Here is an 18542-nt window from a genome sequence, read left to right on the forward strand (position 1 = left end):
CGGAGTTGATCGCTGAGGCTGCGCAGTACCTTCGCGCTGGAGCGGCCCCGCTATCGCACCGGGTCAGTTTCTCCGCCCCTCTCGTCATCCCCGCAACCCCTTCCCCACTATCTTCGATCGTCACCCGGCGCAGGCCGGGGCCCATAGTGGGACGCACCGCGACTTTCGCGTTGTGCGGCGAGATGGGCCCCGGCCTGCGCCGGGGTGACGGGTGAATGTGAGCTGGCCGCCGGGGGCTGCGCTGCGAGCGCGCATCCATCGCGTCGCCGACGCTGCGGCGCACCCAATTCCCCCTGTCCTACACCCCCGCCATTCGGCTATTGCGAAGTCATGATAGCGACGCTGCCTATACCCCTCGCCGCCGACGCCAAGCCGGGAAAGATTCGGCTCTCCACGTTGGGCGCCAATATCAAATTACACCGTCTTCTGTGTGAACTTACTTTGAACTTAGCGTATCTGGTTCGTTTCAGCCGGCCCAGCACCCACCTTTGTACCCGGAGCTAGATCGATGGCCGCGTTCGACACCCTCCTCGAAGGCTACCGCCGCTTCCGCGCCGGACCGTACAACGACCAACGCGCGCGCTTCGACGCGCTCGCGCACATCGGCCAGTCGCCCAAGATCATGATCATCGCCTGCGCCGACAGCCGCGTCGACCCGACCCGCATCTTCGATTCGGCTCCCGGCGAAATGTTCGTCATGCGCAACGTCGCCAACCTCGTCCCGCCCTACGAAGCCGACGGCGCGACGCACGGCTCATCGGCGGCGATCGAATTCGCCGTCACCCAGCTTGAGGTCGAGCATATCGTCGTCCTCGGCCACGCCCGCTGCGGCGGCATCACCGCCTCATTGACCGGCAAGTTCGACGCCGCCGCCGAGGGTCAGGGCGCCTTCATCGGCCGCTGGATGGCGAAGATCGAACCGGCTCGCGACCGCATCCGCGCCGCGCAGGCGATCAGCCCCGATATCGACGCTCAGCAGGCGCTCGAACTCGCAGCGATCAGGCTAAGTCTCGACAATCTCATGAGCTTCCCGTTCGTCGCCGAGCGGGTCACTGCCGGAACGCTCGCGCTGCAGGGCGCGCACTTCGACATCGCCGACGGCATCCTGCGCATTCTCGACCCGGCGACCGACCGGTATGAGCCGGTCCCGGTCGACTGGCGTTAGACCTTGCCCTTCTCGCGGTACGCGGGGTCGATCGGAACACCCCGCGGGACGTTCGGCGCGCCGGGCTCGCCACGCTCGGGCATCCTGTCACCCGCCTTGCGGTTCGATGGTTTGCGGATGAATGCGAGATAGCCGCCGATCAACAGCACGAGCACAATCCCAAACGTGACGAACATCAGCGCGGATACTGGATGAGCGGCCATGACGTGTCTCCCGGTTAGCCCCGCAGGCCCAAACCGGCGCACCGCCACAGGGTTCCTGCGGCATTTCCGTCACTTGTCGTAGAGCGGCCCGCGACTGTCCTTGGCTCCGGCCCGCTGCAGCGCCCAGTGTTTATGCTTCTGGAAGCCGCACCCGACGCTCCCGCCTGCTCCGGTCGCCGAGCACGATCCGGTCCCCCCGCCGTCGTAATCGAACAACCCGTTACGCGCTGCCGAGACGCTCTGCGCACGCGGATCGCCGACCTCATAGTCGCTCGACAGCGGCGACATGTAGCGCCGCGCCTCATCTTCACTGCGTTTGCCGCAGACGGTAATCTCGCCTGCCACCGGCGGCGGACACGGCGCGACGCTCGCCTTGATCGCCGCATCGAGCCCGCTCAAGGCGGCCGCAACGGCGAAGGCGACCACGACCATGCGCTAATAATGCAATGCCCGACCGTAAGCGTCGAGGACGCTCTCGTTCATCATCTCGCTAAGTGTCGGATGCGGGAACACCGTCTCCTGCAACTCGGCCTCGGTCGTCTCAAGCTCGCGAGCGATGACATAGCCCTGAATGAGTTCAGTGACTTCCGCCCCGATCATATGCGCGCCGAGCAGCTCCCCGGTCTTCGCGTCAAACACCGTCTTGACGAAACCGTCGGCCTCGCCGAGCGCGATCGCCTTGCCGTTGCCGATGAAGGGGAATTTGCCGACCTTGACCTCATGCCCCGCCGCCTTCGCCGCCGCCTCGGTCAGCCCGACGCTGGCCACCTGCGGCCGAGAATAGGTACACCCCGGGATGTTGCCGGTGGTGAATGGGTGCGGGTTGAGCCCGGCGATCTTCTCAACCGCGACGATCCCCTCGTGGCTCGCCTTGTGCGCTAGCCACGGCGCCCCGGTGACGTCGCCGATCGCCCACAGTCCGGGGACATTGGTCATGCCGTACGGGTCGACGAGGATATGCCCGCGATCGGCCTTCACCCCCAGCGCCTCGAGCCCGATGTTCTCGATGTTGGCGATGATGCCGATCGCGACGACGACATGGCTGTACGTGTCGGTCGCGGCCTTGCCGTCGGCGGTTGTGATCGTCGCGGTGACACCGTCGGCCCCCGGCTTGACGTCGGACACCTTCGCCGAGGTGATCAGCGTCATTCCCTGCTTGGTCAGCGTCTTGTGCATGTGCGCCGAGACGTCGGCATCCTCGACCGGCAGGACGCGGTCGAGCATTTCGACGACGGTGACCTTCGCCCCCATGTCGCTGTAGAAGCTGGCGAACTCGATCCCGATCGCCCCCGAGCCGATGACGAGCAGCTTGGTCGGCATCTCGGGCGGCACCATCGCATGTCGATACGTCCACACCCGCTTGCCGTCCGCCGCCAGCCCCGGCAGGTCGCGCGCCCGGGCCCCAGTCGCGACGATGACGTTCTTGGCGTCGAGCACGCGCTCGGTGTCGCCGGTCTTGACGGTGATCTGCGTTGCCCCGGTCAGCCGCCCCTCGCCCTCGACGACGGTAACCTTGTTCTTCTTCATCAACCCCTTGACCCCGGCGTTGAGCTGCCCCGCAACCTTGCGCGACCGCTCGACGACCTTGGCGAGGTCGAAGCTGGCCCCCGTCACGCTCAGCCCGTAGGCATCGGCGTGCTGCATATAGTGGTAGATCTCGGACGTTCGCAGCAGCGCCTTGGTCGGGATGCACCCCCAGTTGAGGCAGATCCCGCCGAGCCGCTCGCGCTCGACGATGACGACTTTCATGCCGAGCTGCGAAGCACGGATCGCGGCGACGTATCCGCCAGGTCCAGATCCGAGGATCGCGAGGTCGAAGGTCTCGCTCATGCCAGCATGCTCATCGGGCTTTCGACCAACGCCTTGAACGCACTCATGAACTGAGCGCCGACTGCGCCGTCGATGGCGCGGTGGTCGAAGCTGCCGGTGGCGCTCATCACGGTGGCGATGGCGAGGGCGTCGTCGACGACATACGGCCGCTTCTCGCCCGCGCCGACGGCGAGGATCAGCCCCTGCGGCGGGTTGATCACTGCGTCGAACTGCTTGATCCCGAACATGCCGAGGTTCGAGATCGAGGCGGTGCCGCCGGTGTATTCCTCGGGCTTGAGCTTGCCGTCCTTGGCGCGGGCGGCGAGGTCCTTCATTTCGGTGGCGATGACGCTCAGCCGCTTGTTTGCGGCGTCGGCGATGATCGGGGTGATCAGCCCGCCGGGGATCGCGACCGCGACGGAGACGTCGGCGCGACCGAACTTGTACAGCGTGTCGCCGGCGAACTGGACGTTGCTGTCGGGTACCGCGACGAGCGCGAGGCCGAGCGCCTTGATCAGCAGGTCGTTGACCGACAGCTTGACCCCGCTCGCCTCTAGCGACTTGTTGAGGTCGCCGCGCAGCTTGAGCAGCGCATCGAGGCGGACGTCGACGGTCAGATAGAAGTGCGGGACCGTCTGCTTCGATTCAGCGAGGCGACGCGCGATCGTCTTGCGCATGTTCGACAGCTTGATCGCCTCGGCAGGGACGCCGGCAGGGGGCGGATACGATGGTGCGGCAGCAGCGGAAGCCGGGGCTGCAGGCGCGGGTGCGGTGGCAGGCTTCGCCTCGGCTGCCGGAGCGGCGGACGGCGCAGCAACCGGTCGGCCAGCGGGCTTGGCTATCGCTCCGTCGAGGTCCGCCTTGACGATACGTCCATGCGGTCCCGAGCCGGTGACCGTAGAAAGATCAATCCCCTGCGCCGACGCGAGACGCCGGGCTAGCGGAGAAGCGTTGACACGCGTTCCATCGGTCTTTGCCGGCGCCCCTTGATCCTCCCCCGACTTCGGGGGAGGGGGACCATCGCTCTTCGCGACGGTGGAGGGGGCGGCGGGCTCGGGAGCTGCTTTGGCGTCGGTGGGAGCAGGCGCAAGCGAGGGCTTTGGAGCCTGTGACGCCCCCTCCACCACGCCTGAAACGGCGCGGTCCCCCTCCCCCGAAGACGGGGGAGGATTGTTGGCTTTTAGCGTCGGCGCGGCCTTGGCAGGAGCAGCTTCTTCACCCTCAGCGGTCAACCGCGCGATAACCTGCCCGACGGGAATCGCATCGGCTCCCTCGGCGACGAGCAATTCCGCAACCGTCCCCTCGTCGATCGATTCGACCTCCATCGTCGCCTTGTCGGTCTCGATCTCACACAGGATATCGCCCGACTTGACGACGTCGCCGACCTTGACGAGCCACTTGGCGAGCGTCCCAGTCTCCATAGTCGGCGACAGGGCAGGCATGGTGATGTCGATCATCGGTAGCAGACCTTCTTCACCGCCGCGACGACGTCATCGACCTTGACGATCGCCAGCTTCTCGAGGTTCGCAGCGTACGGCAGCGGCACGTCCTCGTTGGTCACGCGCAATACCGGGGCGTCGAGGTCGTCGAAGCCGTCTTCCATCGCGATGGCGATGATTTCGCTGGCGATCGAGCAGGTCGGCCAGCCTTCCTCGACGACGACCATGCGGTTGGTCTTCTTGAGGCTGGCGAGGACAGTCGCGCGGTCGAGCGGACGCAGCGTGCGGAGGTCGACGATCTCGGCCTCGATCCCCGCCTCGGCGAGCTTGGTCGCGGCGTCGAGTGCGATGCCGACGCCGATCGAGTAGGACACGACCGTCACGTCCTTGCCCTGCCGAACGATGCTCGCCTTGCCGATCGGGATCGCGACATCGGCGTCGGGAACGTCGAAGCTGTGGCCGTAAAGAAGTTCGTTCTCGAGGAAGACGACCGGGTCGGGTGACCGGATTGCGCTTTTGAGGAGGCCCTTGGCGTCGGCGGCGCTGTACGGCGCGATGACGATCAGGCCGGGGACGCTCGCGTACCACGGGCCGTAGTTCTGGCTGTGCTGCGCGGCGACGCGGGAGGCAGCGCCGTTCGGGCCGCGAAAAACGATCGGGCAGCGCATCTGCCCACCGCTCATATAGTTGGTCTTGGCGGCCGAATTGATGATGTGGTCGATCGCCTGCATCGCGAAGTTGAAGGTCATGAACTCGACGATGGGCTTCAATCCGCCCATCGCCGCGCCGGTACCGAGCCCGGCGAAACCATATTCGGTGATCGGGGTGTCGACGACGCGGGTCGGGCCGAACTCCTCGAGCAGGCCCTGCGTAACCTTGTACGCGCCTTGGTACTCGGCGACTTCCTCGCCCATGACGAAAACCGTCGGGTCGGTCCGCATTTCCTCGGCCATCGCATCGCGCAATGCTTCGCGGACGGTCTGGCGGTGGGTTGGGCCGTCTCCCTCGGGCTTGACGTCGAGGCTGGCGGGGGTCTCGCCGGCCTTCGGCTTGGCGGCGGGTTGTGCGGCGGTGGCGGGAACGGCGTCGGCTTGCTTGGGGGCTTCGGCGGGCTCGGCGACGACCTGCGACGCCGGTGCAATGGCTTCGGGCTCGGCAACCGGCGACGAAGCGGGCGTCGCCGCCTCGTCCTCGCCACGGATCGTCGCGATCAGCGTGCCGACCTTGACCGCATCGCTGCCGTCGGGAACGTGGAGCTTCACGACCACTCCGCCCTCATCGGCTTCGAGTTCCATCGTCGCCTTGTCGGTCTCGATCTCGGCGAGGACATCGCCCGGCTTGACGGTGTCGCCTTCCTTTACGAGCCACTTGGCGAGGGTGCCCTCCTCCATCGTCGGCGACATCGCGGGGAGCTTGATCTCCATCAGTAGGTTCCCACCAGCACGTCGGTATAAAGTTCTTTTGCCTCGGGCTCGGGCGCGGACTCAGCGAAGTCGGCGGCATCGGCGATGATCGCGCGAACCTCCTTCTCGAGTTCCTTCAACCCTGCCTCGTCGATCTTGCCGGACGCGAGCAGGTCGCGCTTGGTATGCTCGATCGGGTCGGACTTCTCGCGGACCGCGGCGACTTCCTCGCGGCTGCGGTATTTCGCCGGATCGGACATCGAGTGGCCGCGATACCGGTACGTCTTCATTTCGAGCAGGATTGGGCCCTTCCCCGAACGCACCCAGTCGACGGCGACATTCGCCGCGCCGCGGACTTCGCAGACGTCCATGCCGTCGACCTGGAGCCCGGGGACGCGGAAGCTCTCGCCGCGACGGAACAACTGGTCTTCGGACGACGAGCGGTTGACGCTCGTGCCCATCGCATACTGGTTGTTCTCGATGACGTAGATGACCGGAAGCTTCCACAGCTCGGCCATGTTGAAGCTTTCGTAGACCTGCCCCTGGTTTGACGCACCGTCGCCGAAATAGGTCACCGCGAGTCCGCCGTCATTCTTGTACTTGTGCGCGAAGCCGAGCCCGGTGCCGAGCGGGACCTGCGCGGCGACGATCCCGTGGCCGCCGTAGAAGCCATGCTCGACCGAGAACATGTGCATCGAGCCGCCCTTGCCCTTGCTGATCCCGGCGGCACGGCCGGTCAGTTCCGCCATGACGACCTTCGGCTCGATGCCGGCGGCGATCATGTGGCCGTGATCACGATAGCCGGTAATCACGCTATCGGTGTTTTTCAGCGCCGATTGAACGCCGGTAACGACCGCTTCCTGACCAATATAGAGATGGCAGAAGCCGCCGATCAGCCCCATGCCGTACATCTGCCCGGCGCGCTCCTCGAAGCGGCGGATGAGGAGCATTTCGCGATAGAATGCGAGAAGTTCGTCGGGCGACGCATTGTACCGTTTCGGCTCGACTGGCCGTTCGCGCATCGGCGATTTCGGTTCGGTGGACGGTGGTGACTTGGCCATGCAGCACGGCTCCGGGAGGTTTGCTCCCGCCGTCTATACGCCTCCGTACAGCAGGTACAACGCGCTATTTGGCGTCGGGAAGCGGGATTATAACCTCATTGGGACCGACGACGCCAAGATCGCGCCGGACGCGTTCATCGGCATAATCCTTGTCGACGTGGTGCGGGTCGAGCAGCGCGACCTGCCGCTGGAGCGTGGCCTTTACGGCCCCAACCTTCGCGGCATCGGCATCGACCGCGGCGCGCTCGGTCTTATAGCCCTGCCACGCGATCAGCCCGGCGTTGCCCGAAATGGCGTGGAAGGCGAAATACCCCATCACGGTGACGCACGCCGCCGGGAGGATCGCGGCGCGAGCAAGGGCTAGGGGATTGACCCGATCGATCATCCCCTAGCTAGACCACGCGATTCGAAGGCATTCAAGCCGTTATCTGCCAGCGTGAAAGTAATTGCGCGGGTGAGTCCCGCAAGCCACGCTTCAGCGCAGGATCGCCCGCCCGGCGTAGCGCGCGGCATCGCCGAGTTCCTCCTCGATACGGATCAACTGGTTGTACTTCGCCAACCGGTCCGACCGCGCGAGACTGCCGGTCTTGATCTGCCCGCAGTTGGTCGCGACGGCGAGATCGGCGATCGTCGCGTCCTCGGTCTCGCCCGACCGGTGCGACATGACGCAGGTGTAGCGCGCGCGATGTGCCATCTCGACGGCCTGGAGGGTCTCGGTCAGCGTCCCGATCTGGTTGACCTTGACCAGCAGCGAGTTGGCGAGGCCGCGCCCGATGCCGTCCTGCAGCCGCTCGGGATTGGTCACGAACAGGTCGTCGCCGACGAGCTGGTGCGTCGCGCCGAGACGGTCGGTCAACAGCTTCCAGCCGTCGAAATCATCCTCGGACATGCCATCCTCGATCGACAGGATCGGGTATTTGCCCGCGAGTTCGACGTAATAGTCGACCATCTCGGCGGCCGAGAGCGAGCGCCCTTCCCCGGCCAACTCGTACTTGCCACCCTTGAAGAACTCGGTCGCGGCGACGTCGAGCGCGAGCATGACGTCCTCGCCGGGGCGGTAGCCGGCCTTTTCGATCGAGGCCATGATGAAATCGAGCGCGGCGGCGGGCGAGGCGATGTTCGGGGCGAAGCCGCCCTCGTCACCGACCGAGGTCGACAGGCCGGCGTCGGACAGGCCCTTCTTGAGGGTGTGGAAGATCTCCGCCCCCCAGCGGACCGCCTCGGCGATGGTCGGCGCGCCGACCGGCATGATCATGAATTCCTGGAAGTCGATCGGATTGTCGGCGTGGGCGCCACCGTTGATGATGTTCATCATCGGCACCGGCAGGACGTGCGCCGAGACCCCTCCGATATATTTGTGGAGCGACATGCCGCGCGATTCGGCGGCGGCCTTGGCGGCGGCGAGGCTGACCCCGAGGATCGCGTTGGCCCCCAGCCGGCTCTTGTTCGGCGTCCCGTCGAGCTCGATCATCGCGACGTCGACGTCGGCCTGGTCCTCGGCGTCCATGCCCGACAGCGCATCGAAGATTTCGCCATTGACCGCAGCGCATGCCTTGAGGACACCCTTGCCGCCGTAACGCGATGCGTCGCCGTCGCGCAGCTCGACCGCCTCGTGTGCGCCGGTCGACGCGCCCGATGGGACCGCGGCGCGACCGAAGCTGCCGTCGTCGAGCAGGACCTCGACCTCGACGGTCGGGTTGCCGCGGCTGTCGAGGATCTGGCGCGCGTGAATGTCGACGATGGCGGTCATGCTCTGGCTCCGGACGAACTATTCCGCGGTCCTAGCCATTCGCGGCCCCGGCGACAACGCGCGCATCACCGGTTACAGGCGCGGAGCCGTCCTTGCTACGCTCCCGTAACGGGCTGGCTGCTCGCGGCGGAACTCGGCTAGGATAGTTACGTTTGGGAAGCGACTTCCTCGTGTCTAGCAGGGGCTACGCTGATGACGACCGATACCACTTCCGCCGGGATGCCGCCGATCGCGCCGAGCCACGATGCGCTCGACGTCGTTCCGGTCCAGGCGACCGATATCCGCAGCCCGTTCACCAGCAAGGTCCTGAGCTTTGCCGACGAAGGCAAGGCGCAGGTCACTGGGACGCTCGACGGCCTCGCCTCGACCGTCCGCGACTTTGCCGACAAGCTCGACGCCAACGGTGCCGCGCCGTTTGCCGGTTTTGTCCATCAGGCCGCCGATACCGTTGCGGGCTGGTCGTCTGCGGTTGATGGTCGTTCGGTCGATGACTTGATCGACGATACGCGGACGCTCGTTCGAACCAGCCCGGCCGTTGCCGTCGGGCTGTCGATCGTCGCGGGCTTCGTGCTGGCGCGCCTCGTCAAGGCATCGACGACCGGTACCGCGCAGTGAGCGAGCGAGATTCGCGCGCTTTGGCCGAAACCGACGCTGCGGTCGCTGCACCGTCGATCGCCGACCTGCTTCGTCGACTGGTCGAAGACGGCAACCACCTCGTCCGAACCGAAATCCGGCTTGCCAAGGCGGAGGTGCGTGACAACGTCGCGTCGGCCAAGGCCGGTGCGGGCGCGATCGCGGTCGGCATGATCCTACTGCTCGGCGCGATCTTCACGCTGCTTGGCGCTGCCGTGGGGTTCCTGACCCCGCTCGTCGGTGCCGGCTTTGCTGCGCTGATCGTCGGCGTCGCCGCGGCGCTGGTCGGTGGCCTGCTGATTGCCAGCGGTGGCAAGAAGATCGGAAGCACGTCAATCATGCCGGACCGCGCGGCGGCGTCGCTGCGCCGCGACGCTGAAGTCATCAAGGGGAACTGACGTGAGCGATACCGCCACTCTCGAACGCGAAGCCGAATCGACCCGCGAACGGATTGCGTCGACGATCGACGACCTGCAGGCGCGCCTGTCGCCGCGGGCGCTTGTCGATAATGCTGTCGACTCGTTGAATGCGAGCAGCTCGCGGGCTTTCGAATCGGTCAAGGGCGCGGCGATGGCTCATCCCATCGCCATTGCCGGGGCAGGCCTTGCAGCCGGAATCGCGCTGCTGGCCCGGAGCAAGGTCAAGCGCGCGACGATCGAATATGGCGACAGCTACGCTGCGTACGCCGATTACGACGACGGATATGCAGCGAACCTTGCCGCCGATGACATCCCCGCCGGCCCGGCTCGCCAACGCATCGAAGCGATCCAGCACAAGGCACACGTCGCGGTTGACGATAACCCTCTTACGGTGGTCCTCGTCGGTGTCGCGACCGGCGCATTGATCGGTGCGATCATGCCCGTCAGCGACATCGAATATGCCGCATTCGGCGATATCGGTGCCCGTCTCGAGGCTGCCGGAGATGCGGCGATCGCGTCGGCCAAGGTCGAGCTCGATCTCTCGAAACTGTCTTTTGCCGGCGGCACCGCCGGGATCATGGACCGCGCGGTACAGTCGTTGCTCAGCATCGTCGGCGCGGCGGGCGGTGCCTTGTTGCGCAAGCCGACCTCGTCCGCTTAACGCCACATTCAGTGGCTAGTCACTAAAGCGTGGATCCGGCCGATCGCGGCCCGCATATCAGGAGCGCTAGATGCGTCGTTTTTCTCTCGGGCTCACCGCTCTCGCCATCATCGCAGCTCCCATCTTCGCGGCCCCCGCGATCGCCCAGACGGCCGCGACTCCGGCCGAGGCGGTATCGGCGGGTCAGTTCATCTCGACGCTCTCCGACAACGCGTTTGCCGTGCTCAAGGAGACGTCGTCTAAGCCGGCGATTAAGGCGAAGTTCCGCGCCATGCTCAAGGATAATTTTGCGGTCGAGGATGCCGGTGCGCGATTGATCCGCCGTTATCGCAACCAGATCACCCCGGCGCAGTTGGCGGCGTACCAGGCGGTTCTTCCCGACTATGTCGTCAACATATACGCCGACCGCCTGATCAATTACTCCGATGCTACCGTGAAAATTGTTCGCACCCAGCCGCACGGCTCGACCGGTGGCGTCGACGTTTTCACCAAGGTCGAAGTCGCTGGCAAAGCGCCCTTCGACATTATCTGGTACGTGCAGAAGGGTTCGTCGGGTAAGTGGCTGGTCGGCAACGTCACCGTGTCGGGCGTGAACCTGTCGCTGACGCAGGAAGCCGATTTCTCGGCGATCATCTCGAAGCAGGGCTTCGACGGCCTCGTTGCGCTGATGAAGGCGTCGAACGCCAAGTCGGCGTGACCGCGCTCCTCGACACGGCTGAAGCTGCGTATATCGATCCCAGCGCGCAGCTATACGGCCGTGTCGCGATGCGTGAGGGCTCGTCGATCTGGTGCAATGCAGTCATCCGTAGCGAGGCGGCGCACGTCGAGATCGGCGCATACTCGAACATCCAGGACTTCGTGATGATCCACACCGACCCCGGTCGACCGGTCGTGGTCGGTACACATTGTTCGATCACGCATCACGCGACGCTCCATGGCTGCACGATCGGCAATCATGTTCTCGTGGGGATCAACGCGACCGTTTATGGCGGAGCCGTGATCGGCGACAACTCGATCGTCGGACAGCACGCCTATGTGAAAGACGGGACGATCGTCCCACCCAACTCGATCGTCGTCGGGTCGCCAGCGAAGGTGATCCGCACCGCGAACAACTGGATCGCGAACCGGATCAACGCTTTATTCTATCACCGCAATGCGATGGCGTATTCCGCCGGAAATCATCGCGCATGGGATGGGCCGGAGTTCGAAGATTGGGCGGCAGGCATCATGGCCTCTGTGCAAGCCGAGTATGCCGCGCTAAATCCTGCGGCATGAACAAGCTCCATCTCGTTTTCGGCGGTCGCGTTACCGATCCGCGAACCCTCGATTTCGAGGATCCGGCAAAGCTCGACGTCGTCGGCATTTTCCCTGATTATGCCTCCGCCGAAAAGGCGTGGCGATCGAACGCCCAGCGCACGGTCGACGATGCGGCGATGAAATACGTCGTCGTGCATCTCCACCGGATGCTCGAGCCCGACGTTCCAGCGGCCTAGGCGACCCGTCGGACAAAGGGTTGGGCAAAGATCAGCCCGACGATGAAGCCGCCGATATGCGTCCAGATCGCGATACCGCCCTCTCCCGTGTTGAAGGCGACGGCGGTCAGCAACTGCAGTCCGATCCACGTCGCAGCGTACCATAATGCGGTCGCCACCTCGGTCGAGACTTGTATGCCGAGCACGCGACGCGCCCTCGCCCGGCTACGTGCGAACAGGACCGCATAGGCTCCGAACACGCCCGCGATCGCGCCGCTGGCCCCGACGACCGCCTCGGTGGAATGGGGTGCCACGGCAACCTGCAGCAGCCCGCCGATGATTCCGCTCAACGCGTACAGCACGAGAAACCGCGCGCGGCCGATTTCAACCTCGACGTGCCGCCCGACCCACCACAGGAAGGTCAGGTTGAGCGTCAGGTGGATCCAGCCGGCATGGAGGAATAGCGACGTCAGCAGCGTGAGCGCGGCGGGAACGTCACCGGGGCTCGACGGCACCGACCCGGTCACTCGAGCCGGAATCAGGGCCGCATGACTGGCCAGCGTCTCGCTGAACGCCATGCCACCAATCGTTGCCGCGACCTGGACGAGGACGCAGACTGCGACGAGCGCACGCGTAACGGGGGCGGCCGGCGGCGTAAACGATGCGCCGCCGAAACCGCCCTCGGGCTTCAAATGAACTCGACCTTTTCGATCGTGTAATATTTGTCGCCAGACGGGGTCGTCACTTCGACCTCTTCGCCGAGCTTACGGCCAATCAGCGCGCGGCCTAACGGCGACGAATAGCTGATCCGCCCTCGATGAGCATCGGCCTCGGTCTGACCGACGATCTGATAGGTGATCGGCTTATCGTCCTCATCGAGCAGACCGACGGTTGCGCCGAAGACGACCTTGTCACCCGACAGCGTCTTGGGATCGATGACGACGGCGCGCGCGAGCTTGTCCTCGAGCTCCATCGTCTGCGCTTCGATATGCCCCTGGCGCTCCTTGGCGGCATGGTATTCGGCGTTCTCCGACAGGTCGCCATGAGCGCGCGCGGTCTCGATGTCCTCGACGTTCTTCGGCCGCTCGACCTCTTTGAGGTTGCGCAGCGTCGCCATCAATTCGGCGTGCCCCTCCGCAAGCATGGGGTACTTATCGACCGTCGCCATTCGCTGACTTCCCTAGTTGACGCTTCGCCCTCGGCGGAGTGACCACCGCTGACGGCAAACTCTCTGTCCGGGGGCTTCTTAATCCAGCGCTGAATAGTATGACTGGAGCGACCGTACTTCAAGCGGTCGCTGCTTTAACGCAGCAATCGCCTGTGTGGCTGCAACGCTTGCCGACGCTGTCGTGAAATATGGCACCTTGCCGTAAAGCGCCGACGCGCGGATCGACGCCGAGTCCTTCATCGACTGCGTGCCTTCGGTCGTGTTGACGATCAGCGCGACGCCGCCGTCCTTGATCCGGTCGACGATGTGCGGCCGCCCCTGCTGGACCTTGTTGACGCGCTCGACCGCGATCCCCTCGCCGTCGAGGAACTTCGCCGTGCCGTCGGTCGCGATCAGGCCGAAACCCATGCCGACGAGGTCGCGCGCCGCCTCGAGGATAATCGCCTTGTCGCTGTCCTTGACCGACAGGAACACTGTGCCCGCCATCGGGAGCACCGTCCCCGCGGCAAGCTGCGCCTTGGCGAACGCCATCGCAAAATCGCTATCGATCCCCATGACTTCGCCGGTCGACTTCATCTCGGGCCCGAGGACCGGATCGGTGCCAGGGAAGCGCGCGAATGGGAACACCGCCTCCTTGACCGCGATATGCTTCCACGCCGGGCGCTTGAGGTTGAAGCTGGCGAGGTTCTCCCCCGCCATCACCCGCGCCGCGATCTTGGCGATCGGAATGCCGGTCGCCTTTGCGGTGAATGGGACGGTCCGCGAGGCGCGCGGATTGACCTCGATCAGATAGACCTCGCCGTCCTTGACCGCGAACTGAATGTTCATCAGCCCGCGAACCTCGAGCGCGCGCGCAAGCAACGCGGTCTGGCGCTCGATCTCGGCGATGATGTCGGGGCCGAGGCTGTGCGGGGGGATCGAACACGCGCTGTCGCCCGAATGGACCCCTGCCTCCTCGATGTGCTGAAGGACACCCGCGACGAAGACGGTATCGGGATCGGCGAGCGCATCGACGTCGACCTCGACCGCGTCTCGCAGGTACTGGTCGATCAGCACCGGCCCGCCGCTAAGCGCGGCCGCGTTGTCGCGGAGATAGGCGTCGAGCGCGGCGGGGGTCTCGACCACCTCCATCGCCCGCCCGCCGAGGACGAACGACGGGCGCATCAGGACTGGATAGCCGACGCGCTCGGCGATCCCCACCGCGGCGTTGCGATCGACCGCAATCCCGTTGTTCGGCTGCTTGAGCCCGAGCCGCTCGACCAGCGCGGCGAAGCGCTCGCGGTCCTCGGCAAGGTCGATGTTGTCGGGCGAGGTGCCAAGGATCGGGATGCCCGCCGCCTTGAGCGCGCTGGCGAGGTTGAGCGGCGTCTGCCCGCCGAACTGGACGATAACGCCGACGAGCTCGCCGTTCTCCATCTCCTTGTGGAGGACCTCGAGGACGTCCTCGGCGGTCAGCGGCTCGAAATACAGCCGGTCGGAGGTGTCGTAGTCGGTGCTGACCGTCTCGGGGTTACAGTTGACCATGATCGTCTCGAAGCCGGCGTCCGCCAGCGCGAAGCAAGCGTGGCAGCAGCAATAGTCGAACTCGATCCCCTGCCCGATCCGGTTCGGTCCCCCGCCGAGGATGACGACCTTGCGCGCCGCTGTCGGCTGGCTCTCGCACTCGGGCTCACCGAAGCTCGGGGCCTCGTAGGTCGAGTACATGTACGGCGTCTTCGCGGCGAATTCGGCGGCACAGGTGTCGATGCGCTTGAACACCGGGCGGACGCCGAGTCCGTGGCGGTGCGCGGCGACTTCGGCGGCGGTTCCGCCGGTCAGCTTGGCGAGGCGTGTATCGGCGAAACCCATCGCTTTTAGCCGGCGCATACCCGCCGCGTCGTTCGGCAAGCCGCTCGCGCGGACTTCGGCCTCCGCGGCAATGATCTCGGCGATCCGATTGAGAAACCACGGTTCGTAGAAGGTGATCCCGTGGACCTTCTCAACGGAAAAGCCGCTCCGCAGCGCCTGCGCCGCGATCAGCAGCCGATCGGGACCGGGGATCGACAACGCCGCCGCGATCTCCTCGTCGCTCGCGCCGGCCAGGCTCTCGACCTCATCGAACCCGGTCAGCCCGGTCTCGAGCCCGCGCAACGCCTTCTGCAGCGATTCATGGATCGTCCGCCCGATCGCCATGACCTCGCCGACCGACTTCATCGCGGTGCCGAGGACCGCCTCGGCGCCCTTGAACTTCTCGAAGGCGAAGCGCGGGATCTTGGTCACGACATAATCGATCGTCGGCTCGAACGCGGCGGGCGTCGCCCCGGTGATGTCGTTCTGGACCTCGTCCAATGTGTAGCCGACCGCGAGCAGTGCCGCGACCTTGGCGATCGGGAAGCCCGTCGCCTTCGATGCCAGCGCCGACGAACGCGACACACGCGGGTTCATCTCGATGACGACGAGCCGTCCGTCCTTAGGGTCGACTGCGAACTGGACGTTCGAACCCCCTGTTTCCACACCGATTTCGCGCAGCGTCGCGATCGATGCGTTGCGCATGATCTGATACTCTTTATCTGTCAGCGTCAGGATCGGCGCGACGGTGATGCTGTCGCCGGTGTGCACCCCCATCGGGTCGATATTCTCGATCCCGCAGATGATGATCGCATTATCGTGGCGGTCGCGAACGACCTCCATCTCGTATTCCTTCCAGCCGAGCACCGACTCCTCGATCAGCACCTCGGTCGTCGGCGAGGCATCGAGCCCGGTGCCGACGATATGGAGGAATTCCTCGCGGTTATAGGCGATGCCGCCCCCCGTCCCGCCCATCGTGAACGACGGCCGGATGATCGTTGGCAGGCCAACGAACTCAAGCGCTTCGAGCGCCTCGGCAACGTTATGCGCGATGCGCGAGCGCGGGCTTTCGAGCCTGATCTTGTCCATCGCGTCGCGGAACTTGAGCCGGTCCTCGGCCTTGTCGATCGCCACCGCGTCGGCCCCGATCAGCTCGACCCCGTACTTCTCGAGCGTCCCGTCGCGGAACAGCGCGAGCGCGGTATTGAGCGCGGTCTGTCCGCCCATCGTCGGCAACAGCGCGTCGGGCCGCTCGATCTCGATGATCTTGGCGACGACCGCTGGCGTGATCGGCTCGACATACGTCGCGTCGGCCATGTCGGGGTCGGTCATGATCGTCGCCGGGTTCGAATTGACCAGCACGATCCGATACCCCTCGGCGCGCAAAGCCTTGCACGCCTGCGTCCCCGAATAGTCGAACTCGCACGCCTGTCCGATGATGATCGGGCCGGCGCCGATGATGAGGATGGTGTGAATGTCGGTGCGTTTGGGCATTTGATTAGATTGCTCTCATTGCATACGTTGCTGGCATCGCAATCACGGGAGGCGACCGATGGCGAGCCTGACGATCCGCAACATCCCCGACGACGTGCAACGGCGCTTCCGCGCGCAGGCGTCGGCCAAGGGCATGTCGATGGAGGCCGAGGCACGGCGGCTGGTCATCGCTGCAGTTACCGAGACCGTGCCTCCGCAGCGCAAATCCATCGGGCAGATGATTTACGAAATGAGCCGGCCCGGGATCGACTTGCCGATTCCTCCGCGTAGCCCCGCGCGGGTCCCTGATCTCGAATGATCCTTGTCGACACCAATGTCTGGAGCGAGTTGACCCGGGCAATACCCGATCCGGCCGTACTGGTGTGGGAGGCTGCGAATGCCGACCGTCTATGGCTCGCGACCGTAGTGATCGGCGAACTGCTGTCGGGAGCGCATCTCCTGCCCGAAGGAAAGCGTAAGCAGGCATTTCTGGCGAACTATGATGAAGTGATCGCGGCACATGCCGATCGCATTGTGCCGTTCGACCTTGCTGCGTCGCTTCATTACGGGCCGGTTCTCGCTGCGCAAGAGCGAGCAGGGCGAGCGCCGGGAACTGCAGACACGCAGATTGCGGCGATCGCGCTGGCGTACGGGATGTTGCTGGCGACACGCAATACGAAGCACTTCGAAGGGTTGGGCCTCGCCCTAATCGATCCTTGGATTGACTGACGGGCAAAGACGGATCGTCGAGGAAAACGTAGGTCTTAGCTCGGGTATGTCGCTTGCTTTCGATCACACCAGCGACCCGACAAACCGCTCGAACAAATAGTGACTGTCCTGCGGCCCCGGGCTCGCCTCCGGATGATACTGGACGCTGAACGCGCTCCGGTCGGTCAACTCCAGCCCCGCGAGCGACCCATCGAACAAGCTCACATGCGTCGCCCGCGCATTCCCAGGCAGCGTCGCGCTGTCGACCGCGAAGCCGTGGTTCATGCTGGTGATCTCGACGCGGCCGTCGCTCAGCCGCTTGACCGGGTGGTTCGCGCCGCGGTGGCCCTGGTGCATCTTGTACGTGCTCGCGCCGACCGCGAGGCCGAGGAGCTGGTGGCCGAGGCAGATGCCGAACAGCGGCGTGCCCGAGTTGAGCACCGCCTGGATCGTCGGCACCGCGTACACCCCCGTCGCCGCCGGGTCGCCGGGGCCGTTCGACAGAAAGATGCCGTCAGGCTTGTGTGCCATGATCTCGTCGAAGGTCGCGGTCGCCGGGACAACCGTCACCCGCGCTCCGGCGGCGACGAGGTTGCGGAGGATGTTGCGCTTCATTCCGTAGTCGATCGCAACGACGTGCGGACCGTTCGGATTGGCGGCGTGGGTCGCGTACCCCTGCCCAAGCGTCCACAGCCCGTCGTCCCAGCCATAGCTTTGTGTCGTCGACACCGCCTTGGCGAGGTCCATCCCCTCGAGCCCCGGCCAACCCTGCGCCTGTGCCAGCAACGCCGGAACGTCGAAGTCACCGGTCGCCAAATGCGCGATGACCGCGTTCGGCGCGCCGAGTTCGCGGATGCGCCGGGTCAGCGCGCGGGTGTCGACCCCTGCCAGCCCGATCCGCCCCCAGCTTTTGAGCCACGCATCGAAGGTCCGGTCGGCGCGCCAGTTCGCCGCCTCGCTCGGGATCGCAGCGACGACGCAGCCGAGCGCATGCGGGTTGGTCGCCTCGACATCCTCGGGGTTCGCGCCGGTGTTGCCGATATGCGGGGTGGTGAAGGTGATGATCTGCCCGGCATAGCTCGGGTCGGTCATCGCCTCCTGGTAGCCGGTCATCGCGGTGTTGAAGCAGACCTCGCCGGCCGCGACGCCCTCGGCGCCGATGCCGTGGCCCCAGACGATCGTGCCATCGGCTAAAACGAGAACGCCTGTCGCGCCGGTCGGTCGGGCATGCGCGGGGGCGTCGGCCAAGTGGCTTCCTTCAGGTTGGCGGATGGGCAAACGCATGGCGAACTACGGGGCGCGCCGTGTCCGGTCAATCTCTAACCGTTCCGACGGCGTGCGGTTAGGTGCG

At 65.4% G+C, this 18542-nt stretch carries 21 protein-coding genes; 9 read left to right on the forward strand and 12 right to left on the reverse strand.

The genetic code is table 11. The features are described from left to right. Positions 1-508: 508 nt before the first annotated feature. The gene (locus tag KZX46_RS15790; RefSeq protein WP_219774772.1) at positions 509-1165 is read left to right on the forward strand and encodes a carbonic anhydrase; all 657 of its coding nucleotides are present in this window, start codon (positions 509-511) and stop codon (positions 1163-1165) included. Here the strand turns inward: KZX46_RS15790 and KZX46_RS15795 are convergent. The 8 genes from KZX46_RS15795 to eno all read right to left on the reverse strand — a co-directional run bounded on the left by KZX46_RS15795 (position 1162) and on the right by eno (position 8830). Next, positions 1162-1368, reverse strand: a complete 207-nt coding sequence (locus KZX46_RS15795; protein WP_216707746.1) for a hypothetical protein — start codon at positions 1366-1368, stop codon at positions 1162-1164. The genes KZX46_RS15790 and KZX46_RS15795 overlap by 4 nt on opposite strands. Before the next feature lie 69 nt (positions 1369-1437). Continuing rightward, positions 1438-1800: a hypothetical protein gene (locus tag KZX46_RS15800; protein WP_219774773.1), complete on the reverse strand. Its 363-nt coding sequence runs from the start codon at positions 1798-1800 to the stop codon at positions 1438-1440. 3 nt (positions 1801-1803) lie between these two features. After that, entirely contained in the window at positions 1804-3198 is a 1395-nt protein-coding gene (gene lpdA / locus KZX46_RS15805) for a dihydrolipoyl dehydrogenase (RefSeq protein WP_219774774.1), read from the reverse strand. Beyond that, positions 3195-4634: a pyruvate dehydrogenase complex dihydrolipoamide acetyltransferase gene (locus KZX46_RS15810; RefSeq protein ID WP_219774775.1), complete on the reverse strand. Its 1440-nt coding sequence runs from the start codon at positions 4632-4634 to the stop codon at positions 3195-3197. Before KZX46_RS15810 ends, lpdA begins: the two co-directional genes overlap by 4 nt. After that, positions 4631-6040 (reverse strand): pyruvate dehydrogenase complex E1 component subunit beta, encoded by a 1410-nt coding sequence (locus KZX46_RS15815; RefSeq protein WP_219774776.1) that lies wholly within the window; start codon positions 6038-6040, stop codon positions 4631-4633. The genes KZX46_RS15810 and KZX46_RS15815 overlap by 4 nt, the downstream gene beginning before the upstream one ends. Next, positions 6040-7080 carry a pyruvate dehydrogenase (acetyl-transferring) E1 component subunit alpha gene (pdhA, locus tag KZX46_RS15820; protein WP_216707751.1) on the reverse strand — a complete coding sequence of 347 codons (1041 nt, stop codon included), beginning with the start codon at positions 7078-7080 and terminating at the stop codon, positions 6040-6042. Before pdhA ends, KZX46_RS15815 begins: the two co-directional genes overlap by 1 nt. Positions 7081-7144: 64 nt before the next feature. Next, the gene (locus KZX46_RS15825) at positions 7145-7465 is read right to left on the reverse strand and encodes a septum formation initiator family protein (protein WP_219774777.1); all 321 of its coding nucleotides are present in this window, start codon (positions 7463-7465) and stop codon (positions 7145-7147) included. 90 nt (positions 7466-7555) lie between these two features. After that, positions 7556-8830 (reverse strand): phosphopyruvate hydratase, encoded by a 1275-nt coding sequence (gene eno, locus KZX46_RS15830; protein WP_219774778.1) that lies wholly within the window; start codon positions 8828-8830, stop codon positions 7556-7558. A gap of 192 nt (positions 8831-9022) precedes the next feature. Here eno and KZX46_RS15835 point away from each other — a divergent pair, with 192 nt between their 5' ends. The 6 genes from KZX46_RS15835 (at position 9023) to KZX46_RS15860 (ending at position 12036) form a co-directional block, all read left to right on the forward strand. Further along, positions 9023-9445 carry a hypothetical protein gene (locus tag KZX46_RS15835; RefSeq protein WP_216707754.1) on the forward strand — a complete coding sequence of 141 codons (423 nt, stop codon included), beginning with the start codon at positions 9023-9025 and terminating at the stop codon, positions 9443-9445. 20 nt (positions 9446-9465) lie between these two features. After that, complete coding sequence (locus tag KZX46_RS15840) at positions 9466-9861, forward strand: phage holin family protein (RefSeq protein ID WP_219774779.1); 396 nt, start codon at positions 9466-9468, stop codon at positions 9859-9861. Between the two features lies 1 nt (position 9862). Then, entirely contained in the window at positions 9863-10543 is a 681-nt protein-coding gene (locus KZX46_RS15845; RefSeq protein ID WP_216707756.1) for a DUF3618 domain-containing protein, read from the forward strand. Positions 10544-10613: 70 nt separating this feature from the next. Next, on the forward strand, positions 10614-11240 hold the full coding sequence (locus KZX46_RS15850) for a phospholipid-binding protein MlaC (protein WP_219774780.1): 627 nt from the start codon (positions 10614-10616) through the stop codon (positions 11238-11240). After that, positions 11237-11818, forward strand: a complete 582-nt coding sequence (locus tag KZX46_RS15855; RefSeq protein WP_219774781.1) for a gamma carbonic anhydrase family protein — start codon at positions 11237-11239, stop codon at positions 11816-11818. The genes KZX46_RS15850 and KZX46_RS15855 overlap by 4 nt, the downstream gene beginning before the upstream one ends. Next, positions 11815-12036 carry a DUF4170 domain-containing protein gene (locus KZX46_RS15860; RefSeq protein ID WP_216707759.1) on the forward strand — a complete coding sequence of 74 codons (222 nt, stop codon included), beginning with the start codon at positions 11815-11817 and terminating at the stop codon, positions 12034-12036. Before KZX46_RS15855 ends, KZX46_RS15860 begins: the two co-directional genes overlap by 4 nt. Here the strand turns inward: KZX46_RS15860 and KZX46_RS15865 are convergent. The 3 genes from KZX46_RS15865 to carB all read right to left on the reverse strand — a co-directional run bounded on the left by KZX46_RS15865 (position 12033) and on the right by carB (position 16504). Then, positions 12033-12707 (reverse strand): rhomboid family intramembrane serine protease, encoded by a 675-nt coding sequence (locus KZX46_RS15865; RefSeq protein WP_219774782.1) that lies wholly within the window; start codon positions 12705-12707, stop codon positions 12033-12035. The two genes, KZX46_RS15860 and KZX46_RS15865, sit on opposite strands and share 4 nt — an antisense overlap. Next, positions 12704-13183, reverse strand: coding sequence for a transcription elongation factor GreA (gene greA, locus KZX46_RS15870; protein ID WP_216707761.1), 480 nt, complete (start codon positions 13181-13183; stop codon positions 12704-12706). Before greA ends, KZX46_RS15865 begins: the two co-directional genes overlap by 4 nt. 78 nt (positions 13184-13261) lie before the next feature. Further along, on the reverse strand, positions 13262-16504 hold the full coding sequence (gene carB, locus KZX46_RS15875; protein WP_219774783.1) for a carbamoyl-phosphate synthase large subunit: 3243 nt from the start codon (positions 16502-16504) through the stop codon (positions 13262-13264). Between the two features lie 58 nt (positions 16505-16562). On the opposite strand from carB, the gene KZX46_RS15880 reads away from it, so the two are divergent. Together KZX46_RS15880 and KZX46_RS15885 are read left to right on the forward strand one after the other, a co-directional pair. Then, positions 16563-16802, forward strand: coding sequence for a hypothetical protein (locus KZX46_RS15880; RefSeq protein ID WP_219774784.1), 240 nt, complete (start codon positions 16563-16565; stop codon positions 16800-16802). Beyond that, positions 16799-17212, forward strand: coding sequence for a type II toxin-antitoxin system VapC family toxin (locus KZX46_RS15885; protein WP_219774785.1), 414 nt, complete (start codon positions 16799-16801; stop codon positions 17210-17212). The genes KZX46_RS15880 and KZX46_RS15885 overlap by 4 nt, the downstream gene beginning before the upstream one ends. Positions 17213-17275: 63 nt before the next feature. On the opposite strand, the gene carA is transcribed toward KZX46_RS15885, so the two are convergent. Continuing rightward, positions 17276-18439 (reverse strand): glutamine-hydrolyzing carbamoyl-phosphate synthase small subunit, encoded by a 1164-nt coding sequence (carA, locus tag KZX46_RS15890; RefSeq protein ID WP_219774786.1) that lies wholly within the window; start codon positions 18437-18439, stop codon positions 17276-17278. Between the last annotated feature and the right edge of the window lie 103 nt (positions 18440-18542).

The sequence above is a fragment of the Polymorphobacter sp. PAMC 29334 genome, assembly GCF_019431245.1.
Classification (GTDB): Bacteria; Pseudomonadota; Alphaproteobacteria; order Sphingomonadales; family Sphingomonadaceae; genus Polymorphobacter_B; species Polymorphobacter_B megasporae.